The 12118-nt window shown below is 71.5% G+C and carries 9 protein-coding genes; 5 read left to right on the top strand and 4 right to left on the bottom strand.

The annotated features are described in order from the left end of the window. Nucleotides 1-5 precede the first annotated feature (5 nt). Both ACTFTM_RS20170 and ACTFTM_RS20165 read right to left on the bottom strand, forming a co-directional pair. Nucleotides 6-155 (bottom strand): hypothetical protein, encoded by a 150-nt coding sequence (locus tag ACTFTM_RS20170; RefSeq protein WP_449562030.1) that lies wholly within the window; start codon nt 153-155, stop codon nt 6-8. A 98-nt stretch (nt 156-253) separates the two neighbouring features. Then, nucleotides 254-3208 (bottom strand): ATP-binding protein, encoded by a 2955-nt coding sequence (locus tag ACTFTM_RS20165; RefSeq protein WP_449562029.1) that lies wholly within the window; start codon nt 3206-3208, stop codon nt 254-256. A 99-nt stretch (nt 3209-3307) separates the two neighbouring features. On the opposite strand from ACTFTM_RS20165, the gene ACTFTM_RS20160 reads away from it, so the two are divergent. Further along, a complete protein-coding gene (locus ACTFTM_RS20160; protein ID WP_449562028.1) occupies nt 3308-4555 on the top strand; it encodes an FAD-dependent oxidoreductase in 1248 nt (415 codons plus the stop codon). A gap of 7 nt (nt 4556-4562) precedes the next feature. Then, nucleotides 4563-5102 (top strand): MarR family winged helix-turn-helix transcriptional regulator, encoded by a 540-nt coding sequence (locus tag ACTFTM_RS20155; RefSeq protein WP_449562027.1) that lies wholly within the window; start codon nt 4563-4565, stop codon nt 5100-5102. Here ACTFTM_RS20155 and ACTFTM_RS20150 read toward each other — a convergent pair. Next, on the bottom strand, nt 5051-5839 hold the full coding sequence (locus ACTFTM_RS20150; protein ID WP_449562026.1) for an IclR family transcriptional regulator: 789 nt from the start codon (nt 5837-5839) through the stop codon (nt 5051-5053). The two genes, ACTFTM_RS20155 and ACTFTM_RS20150, sit on opposite strands and share 52 nt — an antisense overlap. Before the next feature lie 217 nt (nt 5840-6056). Here ACTFTM_RS20150 and ACTFTM_RS20145 point away from each other — a divergent pair, with 217 nt between their 5' ends. Further along, the gene (locus tag ACTFTM_RS20145; RefSeq protein WP_449562025.1) at nt 6057-7295 is read left to right on the top strand and encodes a fumarylacetoacetate hydrolase family protein; all 1239 of its coding nucleotides are present in this window, start codon (nt 6057-6059) and stop codon (nt 7293-7295) included. Next, on the top strand, nt 7292-8809 hold the full coding sequence (locus ACTFTM_RS20140) for an aldehyde dehydrogenase family protein (RefSeq protein ID WP_449562024.1): 1518 nt from the start codon (nt 7292-7294) through the stop codon (nt 8807-8809). Before ACTFTM_RS20145 ends, ACTFTM_RS20140 begins: the two co-directional genes overlap by 4 nt. Nucleotides 8810-9050: 241 nt before the next feature. Here the strand turns inward: ACTFTM_RS20140 and arfA are convergent, their stop codons facing one another. Beyond that, nucleotides 9051-10574: an arabinosylfuranosidase ArfA gene (gene arfA / locus ACTFTM_RS20135; protein ID WP_449562023.1), complete on the bottom strand. Its 1524-nt coding sequence runs from the start codon at nt 10572-10574 to the stop codon at nt 9051-9053. A 486-nt stretch (nt 10575-11060) separates the two neighbouring features. On the opposite strand from arfA, the gene ACTFTM_RS20130 reads away from it, so the two are divergent. Further along, nucleotides 11061-12083 (top strand): LacI family DNA-binding transcriptional regulator, encoded by a 1023-nt coding sequence (locus tag ACTFTM_RS20130; RefSeq protein WP_449562022.1) that lies wholly within the window; start codon nt 11061-11063, stop codon nt 12081-12083. Nucleotides 12084-12118 lie beyond the last annotated feature (35 nt).

Genomic DNA, 12118 nt, shown 5'->3' with positions numbered 1-12118 from the left:
TTCGCCTACAGGGGTTGGTAGGGGTCGTGGCTCTCGTGGTCGACGGCACCGTCGGCGTCGTGTACGTCGGAGGCGTGGGCGTCGCGCGCGGTGACGCGCGATTCGCCGAGCCGCTCGGGTGGCGGCTGGTGCTCGATGGCGGAGTCGTCAGGCACGACCGGACGCTCAGGCATGCATTGCCCATGGGCTATGGATCATGGACCCATGCTCGGTGAGCCGGATGACCGTAGCTATCCGGCGGATACGTCAAAATTCACGACGCGTTGTCGAGGGATTCGTCCTCGGCGAACACTCCGGCCTCCACCGCCTTGACCGCGAGCGCGGTCCGGCTGCTCACCTTCAGCTTGCGCATCGCCGCCCGGAGCTGCTGGTCCACCGTGGCCGGGGACTTGGCCAGGATGCGGCTGATCTCCCGGTTCGTCTTTCCCGCGACGACCAGTTGGACCACGTCGAGCTCGCGGGGTGAGAGCTGGTCCCCGTACCCGCGTCGGCCACCGCGCCACAGTCGCGGGACCTCGGCGCCGTGTTCGCGGAGCCGCTGTGCGACACGGTCCGCGTCGCCCCGGGCGCCAAGCCTGAACAGCCCTTCGTACTGTGCCGCCAGCAGTTCGCGGCCCTGCTCGGTGTGGCCCTGCGCGATGACCGCCTCGGCCTGACGCTCGCGGGCACGCAGCGCCTCGTAGGGGCGCGGCAACGCGCCCCAGGCACGCGCCGCCCGGTCGTACGCCGTCGCCGCGCGGGCATGGTCCCCGGCGGCGGCGAGCAGCAGGGCACGACACACGGTGAGCGCGGTGCGCGGCGCGGGCGCCGTACGGCCACGCAGTCCCCTGGCGAACTGGTCGGTCAGGCGTGTCGCGGCCGTCAGGTCACCGGCGGCGAGGTGCGCCTCGATCCGGGCGGGAACGAGGTCGGTCGCCCAGACCCAGATGCCCTTTCGCCGGACGGTGTCCATCGGCTCGTTCGTGATCCGTAGCGCCCGGCCGCCGTTGCCGTCCGCCAGCCACAGCCGCGCGAGCGCCGCGGCGGCCTCCATCGTGTCGTCGGCCGCGCCGAGACGGGCGGACTCCTCGAGGACCAGCCGGAACTGCTCCTCGGCGGCGCGTCGCCGTCCCGCGGCGGCCGCCAGGCGGGCAGCGAGCCGAATGCTGCCCAGGTAGTGCGCCGGCCGGTCGCGGTCGGCGTCGGCGAGTGCCGCGCTCGCCTGGGCGAGGCCGTCCCACCGGCCGGTGAGCCACGCCAGGTTGGCCTGTTCGAGTCGGACGTTGTGCTGCAAGCGGGACGCCTGCTCGACCTCGGCGAGGCGCATGGCCACGTCGAGGTGGTGCTCCGCGTCGGCGTACCGGCCCCAGATCAGCGCGCCGGTGCCGACATTCGTGTGGATACGGGCCACGTCGAGACGCTCTGCCGAGGTCTCGCCGCCCAGGGGCAGGTCGGCGACGACGTCCCAGGCCTCCTCCGCACCCAGCATGAGCAGCGCCGCGGCGCGGTTTCCCGCCAGGTTCAGCTTCTCCGCCGGAGAGTCGATCTGGGCGGTGAGGTCGGCGGCGCGATCGAGCCAGCGTCGATGGGTGGACGCCGGCCACGGTCCCGCGTAGGCCCAGCCGAGGTAGGTCATCGCCCGGGCCGCCTCGACCGGGTCGTGGTCGAGGTTGGCGACCGCCTGCTCCAGCTCGCGGAGGGCGGCCTGCGCCTCACCCCCGGTGATGAGGAGCCGACCCAGGGGATTGCGGATCTCGGCCTGCTGCCGGGCGGAGAGGCCGGGCGTCTCCAGCACCGAGCGCAGGGTACGGATCACCCGGTGGTAGACCTGGTCGACCTTCTCCCGGCGGGCCAGCGCGGCGACTCCGGCGGTACGGGCGACCCGCGCCCGGTCCACCGGCGGCAGCACGGCCCACGACAGCAGGTCGACAAGCAGGTCGACCGCCTTGGTGTGGTCGCCCGAGGCCATGGCCAACTCGGCGCCCTGTTCGGCGTACCGCGCCCAGGACGGGGTCTCGCCGGCTTCTCGGAAATGGTGGGCGAGGCGCGCCACGGGTGGCGGGTGGAGGTGCTCCAGGGCGCGGCCGGCCAGCAGGTGGACGTGTCTGCGGTCGGTCAGCGGGATCGACTCGTAGACCGCGGTGGCGGCCAGGACGTGCCGGAAGCGCCACCTGCCGCGGTCGTCTCCGTCCAGGACTCCGGCGCTGGCCGCCTCCGCGATGGCGGCCCGACACTCGATCGGCGACAGACCCGCGGTCATCGCGATCGTCGCCACCGAGGACGGTTCCGCCAACGTCGCGGCGGCGCGTAACGCCTGCTGCGCCGTGGGCGACAGGCGGCTCACCCGCTCCCGGGTGGAGTCGCGCACCGTCGGCGGCACCTGTAGCTCGCGCAGTTTCAGCCGGACCCACTGGCCGTCGCGGAAGACGAGGTCGGCCCGATCGCACATGAGACGGACCGACTCCTCCAGGGCCAGCGGGACGCCGCCGGTCCGTTCGTGCATGAACGTCGTGAACTCCTGCGAGATCGGGTTGCCGTCCAGCATGGAGGACACCAGCGCCGCCGTGTCGTCGGGGCGTACGGGCGCGAGGGCGATCCTCAGCTGGGTCACCCCGGCGGGTAGCCGGGACGTCAGCCGCAGCAACAGCGACTCGTCGCCGACCTCCTCGGGCCGATAGGAGATGACGAGGCTCGGTCCGTCCGTCTGCTGCCGGGAGATGACGAACAGCAGGAACTCGAGCGTCACCTCGTCGGCCCAGTGCGCGTCCTCGAGGGCGAGGACGTCGACCCGCAGCGCCCGCAGCAGCTCGTCCAGGGCGCGGAACAGGCGATGCCGGGCCGCCTTCGCGTCGTCCAGGGGCGGCAGTGCGGGCGGCAGGCTCGTGGACCATTCGGGGAAGAGGGGTCGTAGCGCGCCGGCGAGGGCGGTGAGGCGCAGGCGCGACACCGGACGGTCGATCCCACGGAACGCGTCGACGATCGGGCCCAACGTCAGCGACTCGCGCAGCGGTGGGCACACCGACACCAGGGTGGTGTGCTGGGCCGGCGCGGAGTGCCACTCGCGCAGCAGTCGGCTCTTGCCGATCCCCGCCTCGCCCTCCACCAGCACGATCGCCGGTGGCCGGGCCAGGGCGTCCCGTAGTGCTGTCAGCTCCCGGTCACGACCCACGAAGCGCGGGGTGGAGACGGTTGGTGCGGTCCCGTCGTCCTCGTTCGAGGGGTCGAGCATGCGTGATGATCTCGCTTTTCGGCACCCTCGCACAAGACCATCGTCGCGGGTGGTCGCGGGCGACCTTGCGGAAATCATCTTAGTCATTAAGATAACTGCATGGGCATATCGACGGACTTCTCGGTGGCTATCGCCGGCGGCGGCCTCTCCGGCCTCTGCCTCGCCCAGTACCTGACGCGAGCGGGCATCGACGCGCACGTCTACGAGCGGGACCCCGGCCCCTTCGTGCGGCGACAGGGCTACCGGATCATCCTCGACCGGTACGGGTTGGAGGCGTTGCGCGAGAGCCTGCCCCGCCCCCTGTACAACCTGGCACTGACCACCGGCGACGAGCCCGGGGGACACCTGCGCTTCACCGACAGCCGACTGCGGGACGCGTTCGCCATCACCTTCAAGGACGAGCCGTACGCCACCCGCCAGGTCGACCGGCTGACGCTGCGCTCGATCCTGCAGACCGGGCTCGACGGCCGGATCCACTACGGCAAGGAGGCCGTCGCGGTGGACAGTGGCGGCCCGGCGGGGCTGCGCCTGCGGTTCTCCGACGGCGGGGCCGTCGCGGCGACCGTCGTCGTGGGCGCGGACGGCGTCGGCTCCGCGCTGCGGGCGCAGCTCATGCCGGACGCCGCCCCGGCGAGCGCGCCGATGGCGGGCATCTACGGCCGGTCGCCCCTGCTGCGCAACGGGGAGAGCATGATCCCGGACGCGTTGCGCAGCAGCGGTGTCCTGGCCATCGCCGATCGACCCGGCCGCGCCTTCTTCTTCACCCCCATGCGGTTCGGCGAGAGGCCACGGGAGGCGTTCGCCCGTCTCGCCCCGGGCAGTTACGCGCCCACCGGCGACGACTACGTCATGTGGGGCCTGCTGCTACGGCAGGAGGAGGTGCCCATCGGCGTTCGCGGCGACCTGCTGGCGCTGTGGCGACTGGCCGCCGGGATGAGCACGGACTTCCACCCGCTCATCCGGCGGCTGGTCGCCACGGCAGAGTTGGACGCCACGGTGCTCAACCTCTTCGCCACCGGCCGCCGCCCCCAGCGGTGGGCGGTGCCCCGGGCGACGATGATGGGCGACGCCGTGCACGTCATGCCACCGTTCGGCGCCCACGGCGGTAACACCGCGCTCCGCGACGCCGCACTGCTCGGCCGCAGGCTGCTCGAGGCCCGGGCGACCGGTCGGGCAGTGGAGGAGGCCATCGCCGCCTACCAGGACGAGATGGTGCCCTACGCCTTCCGCGCCGTCGACACCGCGGGCCGGCTGATGCGCCGTCTCACCGGGGGAGCGGCCGCGCCGCACTGGGTGCTGACCCGCCTGTTACCTCGGCTGCACCGGGTGACCGTGCCGGAGGCATGATGGCGGCATGTCCCAGGTGCCGGCCCGTGCGTCCGCGATCGCCGACCTCATGCGCGCCGGGCGGGAGATGTCTCGGCTGTCCATGGTGTTCCGGTACGCCATCGCGGAGCGGCTGGGCCTGACCGTGAGCGACCTGGAGTGCCTGGACTACCTGGCGGACGTCGGGTCCGCCACCGCGGGGCAGGTCGCCGGCCGGACGAACCTCACCACCGGGGCGGTGACCAGCATGCTGCGCCGGCTCCAGCAGGCGGGGTACGTGACGGCCGAGCGCGATCCGACGGACCGGCGACGGGTGATCGTCACCCTGCGCCCGGAGCGGGCGGTCGAGCTGACGCGGCCGTACGAGCGGTTCGCCGAACGGGCCGAACGGCTCGTCGAGGGCTACAGCGTCGAGGAGGTCACGCTGCTGGTCCGGCACTACGACCGCATGCAGGCGATGTACCTCGCCGAGTTGGACCGCCTCCGCCACGGCGACACCGCGCGGCGGACGCCTGGTCAGGTCGCGGACCGACCGTCGCCGTCCGGGGCGACCGAGGGCCGCGGGTAGCCGAGTTCGTACGAGATCAGACCGGCGGTTTCCAGCAGGAGCGGCAGGTTGCCCTTCAACTCGTCGAGGCTCGCGATGACCTCGATCGCCGTGATCGAGACGGCGGCGATGACCTGCCCTCGGGAGTCCCTGATCGGTGCGGCCACGCACATGACGTACGCGTCGTGCTCGCCGTCGTCCACGGCCCAGCCGCGCTCGTGGATGCGGGCGAGTTCGGCGTCGAGCGCGTCGCGGTCGGCGAAGGTGGTGTCGGTGAACCTCTCGAGGACGACGTGGGAGAGCAGCCGCTCGCGATCCTGGCGGGGCAGGTACGCCAGGATGGTCTTGCCCACGGCGCTCGCGTAGACCGACACCGCGCGTCCGACCCGGGAGGGGAGCTTGACGGCGTCGAACGCCGGACTGTCCACCTTGTCGATATAGATGATCTCGTCGCCGGTCAGCTGCGCCAGGTGCACGGTGTGGCCGGTCTCGCGTTGCAGCGCCCGCAGGTGCGCGGCGGCCGGCTGGCGCAGGTCCATCGAGCCGAGCGCGAGTTCTGCCAGCTCGATCAGCCCGCTGCCGAGGACGTAGGTGCCGGCTCCGGTACGGCGGACGAAGCGCGCGGATTCCAGTGTGTGCAGAATCCGCAGGGCCGTCGACTTGTGGACGCCGAGTACGTCCGCGGCCTCGGTCAGGGACAGCGGACGCTCGGCCGACCGACGGATGAGGTCGATCGCGCGGCGGATTGATTGGGCCACGGCTGTCTCCCCTCGCACGACGCGCGGCGGCGCCGCCTTCGTTGCACCATGTGCAATGTAGATGACGCGATGTGCAATCGCCACTTGACAACGTTGCACATGTCGCTACGATCGTTGCAATTTATGAGATTGACTCCGACTCGTAACGGTGGAGCGACGATGGGTAAGCGGCGCGCTCGTGTCGGCTTCGCCGGGGCGACGAATGACGGCGACAAACGTGCCCTCGCGTCCTGAGATCACCGACGAGCGGCCCCCGCCGACCACGGACGGCGAACCCCTGGGCGCGGACTGGGTCGGCACCGCCGCCGAGGCGTTGCCGGACGACGCGGGCAGTGTCCTGATCGGCCGGATCTGGGATCCGTCCGTCGGCGGTCCCACACCCGTGGCCGTCCGCGACGGGGCGGTCATCGACCTGAGCCACCGGTTCGCGACCGTCCGGGACATCTGCGAGCTGCCCGACCCCGCCGCGACAGTGGTCGGGCTCGACGGGGCGCGGGTCGGGGACTTCGGGGAGATCCTGGCCAACACGGCGGTCGCGACCCGCGACCGTGAGCGGCCCTGGCTGCTGGCCCCGGTCGACCTCCAGGCGCTCAAGGCCGCCGGCGTGACCTTCCCCATCTCGATGATCGAACGGGTCATCGAGGAGCGGGCACGCGGCGACCTGGCGCTCGCGGCGGACATCCGGCAACGGATGTTCGCCGACATCGGCGTCGACCTGCACCACCTGGAACCCGGCTCGGCCGAGGCGGATCGCCTCAAGAGCGTGCTCGTCGCCGAGGGCATGTGGAGCCAGTACCTGGAGGTGGGGATCGGTCCGGACGCCGAGATCTTCACCAAGGGTCAGATCCTCTCCGCCGTCGGCACCGCCGTCGACGTCGGCGTGCTCGCCGCGTCGACCTGGAATAACCCGGAACCCGAGATCACGCTCATCGTCCAGTCCAGCGGACGGATCGTGGGCGCCACCCTCGGCAACGACGTGAACCTGCGCGACATCGAGGGCCGCTCGGCGCTGCTGCTTCCCCTGGCGAAGGACAACAACGCCTCCTGCGCCATCGGCCCCCTGATCCGGCTCTTCGACGACCGGTTCGGCATGGAACGTGTGCGTGCACTCGCGGTCCGCCTGGAGGTCCGGGGCGTGGACGACTTCCGGCTCGAGGCGGTCTCGGAGATGACGCACATGTCGCGCAACCCGGAGGACCTGGTTCGGCAGCTCATCGGCCCGCACCACCACTATCCCGACGGTGCCGCCCTGATGCTCGGCACCATGTTCGCGCCCATCCAGGACCGGGGCCACCCCGGCGAGGGCTTCACCCACCAGGTCGACGACGTGGTACGGATCAGCTGCCCGGCGCTCGGCACCCTGGTCAACCGGGTACGGCACGCCCAGGAGTGCGAGCCCTGGAACTTCGGCGTCCGCGACCTCATGGGCAATCTGGCAAGGAGAGGACTGCTGTGAACGTGGTCAGCACGGTCGACCCCCGGGACGGCAAGCGTCGCGCGACGGATCTCACCGAGACCGACGGGGTCCAGGTGGACGTGATCGCCGGTCAGGCGTCCCGCGCGACGCGCTGGTTGGCCGACCTGGGGAGGCACGGCAGGGCGCGGTTGCTGGACGCGATCGCGGCCTCCCTCGAGGCCCGGCGTTCCGACCTGGTCGCGGCCGCCGAGGCGGAGACCGGGCTGGCCCACGTGCGGCTGGACTCGGAACTCACCCGGGCCGCCGTCCAGTTCCGGATGTTCGGCGACGTGCTCCGCGACGGGGCATACGTCGAGGCCGCCATCGACCACGCCGCCGACACGCCGCTCGGACCCGGCCCGGACGTGCGGCGGATGCTCGTACCCCTCGGGCCGGTCGCCGTCTTCGGGGCCAGCAACTTCCCGTTCGCCTTCTCGGTCGCGGGCGGTGACACGGCCGCCGCGCTCGCCGCCGGCTGCCCCACGGTCCTGAAGGCCCACCCGTCCCACCCGCTGACCTCGCACGCGTCCGCCGCCGCGATCGCGGCGGCCGTCCGCGACCTGGGCGGCCCGGAGGGTGTCATCGGGGTCGTGTACGGGGAGCAGGCCGGCCGCGCGCTGGTGGGGCACCCCGCGATCCGTGCCGCTGCCCTCACCGGCTCGGTCAACGCCGCCCGCGCCATCCAGGCGGCCATCGACGACCGACCAGATCCCATCCCCTTCTACGCCGAACTGAGCAGCGTGAACCCGATCGTCGTCCTGCCCGGCGCGGCCGCCGACCGCGCCGAGGGGATCGCCGAGGGTCTGTTCGCCTCGTTCACCGCCTCCGGCGGCCAGCTCTGCACCAAGCCCGGGCTGGCGTTCGTTCCGGCCGGCCGGGGCGGTGACCAGCTCGTCGACGGTCTGCGCGAGAGGGTCCGCGGCTCGGGCGGCACGGTCCTGCTCAACGAGCGCATCCGGGACGCGTACGAGATCCGGGCGGCGGAGTTCGAGCGGGCCGGCGCGCGGCTCTCGGCGCAGCCGCAGGTCGAGCCCGGCGCGGGCTTCGCTGTCGCGCCGAGACTCCTGGAGGTCGATCTGCCGGGGCTGACCGCCGAGATCGCCGGCGAGTGTTTCGGCCCGCTCATGATCGTGGTCCGGTACGACGACACCGCCGACCTCGACGCCGCGCTGGACGCCGTCCCGCCGTCGCTGACCGGTTCCGTCCACCGTGGCCCCGAGGACGACGCCGACGTCGTACGTTGGCTGGTCGACGTGCTCTCCGCCCGCGCGGGTCGCATCGTCTTCGACGGCTATCCCACCGGTGTCCGGGTGTCGTGGGCCCAGCACCACGGCGGACCCTGGCCGTCGACGAACGCCGTGCACACGTCGGTGGGCGCGACGTCGATCCGCCGGTTCCTCCGGCCGCTGGCGTGGCAGGACGCCCCGAGCTGGGTGCTACCCGAAGAGTTGCGCGACGAGTACACCGCCATTGTGCGACGGGTCGACGGGAGGTTGACGCCAGCGGCCGAATAATTGCGTCCGACGGTCTTCCGGGTGCGTTGTCGCGCCACCCGCCGCTGACGCGTGAATTGCTGTGAAGAAATGATCGGAACGGCAATCCGGTTGGCAATTCGGCAGGCGCTCACCGCGTTTTTTCGGACGCGATCGGGCCGGTCCTGGCCGGACCGTCGACGCGATTTCCCGTACTCCCTGTGGTGGGGAAGTCCCGACCGCGCACCCTCCGGTGAAGCCGGGGGTGCGCGGCCGGGGTGGTTTACGGGGTGACGTCGGTGACGCGCAGCCGCAGCATGGTCCACGACGCGGGCGGAAGGGTCAGCCGGACGCTGGCGTCGCCTGGCCGGGGCGTGTCGTTGGGGCGCGGTTCGGCGTGGTCCGGGCCGTCGGCGGTGTTCTTGGCATCGAGGTCGTTGCCGCCCACGGTGACGCACTCGACGATCTCGCCCAGCTGGGCTCCGGCGAGGTCGACGGTCACCTCGGCCGGGGTGTCGACGACCCGGTTGACGAGGAACACGGTCATCTCCGCGGTGCTGTCGTCCCAGGTGGAGACCGCGTCGACCGCGTCGATGACACCGTAGCGGTCGGTGCTCGTCGTGCTGCCGTCCCGCAGTACGTCCAGCACGACGCCCCGGGCGTGCCGGGCCGTGCGGGCGAACGGGTGGAAGATCGTCTGCCGCCAGGCCGAGCCTCCCGGCTCGGTCATGATCGGCGCGATGACGTTGACCAGTTGGGCCTGGCAGGCCGCGGTCACCCGGTCGCTGTGCCGCAGCAGGCTGACGAGCAGGCCACCGACCACGACGGCGTCGGCGACGCTGTAGTGGTCCTCCAGCAGCGGCGGCGCGACCGGCCAGTCCTCGCCGGTGGGCGGCGTGGACGGCGCCGCCGACTGGTACCACACGTTCCACTCGTCGAACGCGATCATGATCTTCCTGGTCGACCGGCGGATCGCGCCGACCGAGTCCGCGATCGCCGTGACGGCGTCGATGTACCTGTCCATGTCCTCGGCCGAGGCGAGGAAACTGGGCAGGTCGTCGTCGACCGGCTGGTAGTAGGCGTGCAGCGAGATGAGGTCGACGTCGTCGTACGCCTCGGTCAGCACGTCGCGCTCCCAGCTCCCGAACGTCGGCATGCCGAGGTGGGACGAGCCGCAGGCGACCAGTTCGAGGTCGGGATCGAAGCGGCGCATCGCCTTCGCGGTCTGCGCGGCGAGTCGCCCGTACTCGGTCGCGCTCCGCTGGCCGACCTGCCACGGGCCGTCCATCTCGTTGCCGAGGCACCACAGCCTGATCCCGTACGGGTCGGCGGCGCCGTTGTCGCGGCGCTGGTCGGCGAGGTGGCTCCCGGCGCGGTGATTGGCGTACTCCAGCAGGTCGACGGCCTCGGCGGTGCCGCGGGTGCCGAGATTGACCGCCATGATCGGGTCGACGCCGGCCTTGCCGACCCAGCGCATGAACTCGTCCAGCCCGAACGCGTTGGTCTCCAGGCTGTGCCAGGCGAGGTCGAGCCGGGCCGGTCGCTTCTCGACCGGGCCGACGCCGTCCTCCCAGCGGTAGGAGGAGACGAAGTTGCCGCCCGGGTAGCGGACCGTGGTGACGCCCAGCTCGCGGACGAGCGCGAGGACGTCGCCCCGGAAGCCGTCCGCGTCGGCGCTCGGGTGGTCGGGTTCGTAGATTCCGCCGTAGACACAGCGGCCCAGGTGCTCGACGAACGAGCCGAAGAGCCGGCGCGGCACCGGTGCGACGAGTCGACGTGGGTCCAGGAGCAGGCGTGCGGTGTTCACGACTGCCCTCCCCGCTGGCTCTGACGAGGCCGGACGGCCGAAGCGGCGCGGCGGGGGAGTGGGTCCGGCGCTACGTCGAGGTGGGTGTTCAGGGCGGGCTCCTCTCGGAGGAGGCCTCCGACGTCGGGACCCGTGTCGCGGCGCCGGGGACCCGGGGGTGGTGGGTCGGTGCGAGCTCTGGACATCGCCATGATCATCGATTACGTTCGCGATCGATGTAAACGTTACCGATCATGCTCGCCGGAGGGAACACCCCGTTCCGGAATGGCGCCTGACGGAGAGTGCCGTCCCGCTTTCGACGGGTAGAGCCCGGACGTGAATGGCGCGTTTTTGCCGCTCGGGAAGTCCACCTTGCACATTCCCGTGAGGACCGCTCCCCGGCGATCGCACAAGGATGAAAAGGTCTTGTGTTCACAATCGTGGTCGGTTACGTTGGCAACATCCTGGAAACGTAACCGATAACGATTGCAGTCCAGAGAGAGCGGCATGATCGAAGCCAATGCGCCGGTAACAATGAGTGATGTCGCCCGGATCGCCGGCGTTTCCACCGCCACGGTCTCCCGCGTCGTCAACGGGCACTACGGCGTCAGCGCCCGCACGATCGCCCAGGTCCGCACCGCCATCGAACAGCTCGGCTACGAGTCGAGCCTGGTGGCCTCGAGCCTCCGGCGCAGCCGCACCAACGTCCTCGGCCTCGTGGCGCACAGCTTCCAGTCGTACACGGCGGAGGTGCTCAAGGGGGTCATGAAGGCGCTCAGCCGCTCCGGCTTCGACCTCATCATCTACGCCAACAGCGACCTCTACGGGTCCTACTCGGAGGGCTGGGAGCAGCGGCACCTGACCCGCTTGTCGGGCACCCTCACCGACGGGTGCATCGTGGTCACGCCGTGGGGGGAGATGCGCAGCCGTACGCCGGTCGTCGCCATCGACCCCGTGCGCGGCGCGACCGCGCCCTCGGTCATGGCCGACAACCTCGCCGGCGCCACCACCGCCGTCGAGCACCTGCTCGACCTGGGCCACCGACGCATCGGGTTCATCGCCGGACGGGACAGCCTCGCCTCGGCATGGTCCCGGGAGGAGGGCTACCGGGCCGCGCTCGGCGCGGCCGGTGTCCCGGTCGACCCCACGTTGATCGGCCGGGGCGACTTCAATCCCGAGTCGGCGGTCCCGTTGGCGCGTGCCCTGTTGCAGCGGGCCGACCGGCCGTCGGCGATCTTCGCGGCGAGCGACGGGATGGCCCTCAAGGTCCTGGAGGTCGCCAGGGAGTTGGGGCTCTCCGTCCCGGAGGACCTGTCGGTCGTCGGCTTCGACAACATCCCGGAGTCGGCGTCGACCGAGCCGGGCCTGACCACTGTGGACCAGTCGATGTATCAGCTCGGGTACGAAGCCGCGCGAATGCTCAAGTCCCTGGTGACCGGCGAGTGGGACGAGCCGCACCAGATAGTCCTTCCGACCAGCCTCGTGGTCCGCGAATCGACCGCCGCGCCGGCGAGCGACCAGAGGAGGTGACGGCTACCGCACGGCGAGATCCACCGATGGGTTGA

The organism is Micromonospora sp. RB23, assembly GCF_053585025.1.
The sequence above is the reverse complement of the archived record's forward strand: the minus strand, read 5'-3'. Positions and strand labels throughout refer to the sequence as shown.

What these genes read in the sequence shown, in the direction of transcription:
- ACTFTM_RS20165 (WP_449562029.1), bottom strand. Translation starts at nt 3,208, where the DNA reads ATGCTCGACCCCTCGAACGAGGACGACGGGACCGCACCAACCGTCTCC.
- ACTFTM_RS20160 (WP_449562028.1), top strand. Translation starts at nt 3,308, where the DNA reads ATGGGCATATCGACGGACTTCTCGGTGGCTATCGCCGGCGGCGGCCTC.
- ACTFTM_RS20155 (WP_449562027.1), top strand. Translation starts at nt 4,563, where the DNA reads ATGTCCCAGGTGCCGGCCCGTGCGTCCGCGATCGCCGACCTCATGCGC.
- ACTFTM_RS20130 (WP_449562022.1), top strand. Translation starts at nt 11,061, where the DNA reads ATGATCGAAGCCAATGCGCCGGTAACAATGAGTGATGTCGCCCGGATC.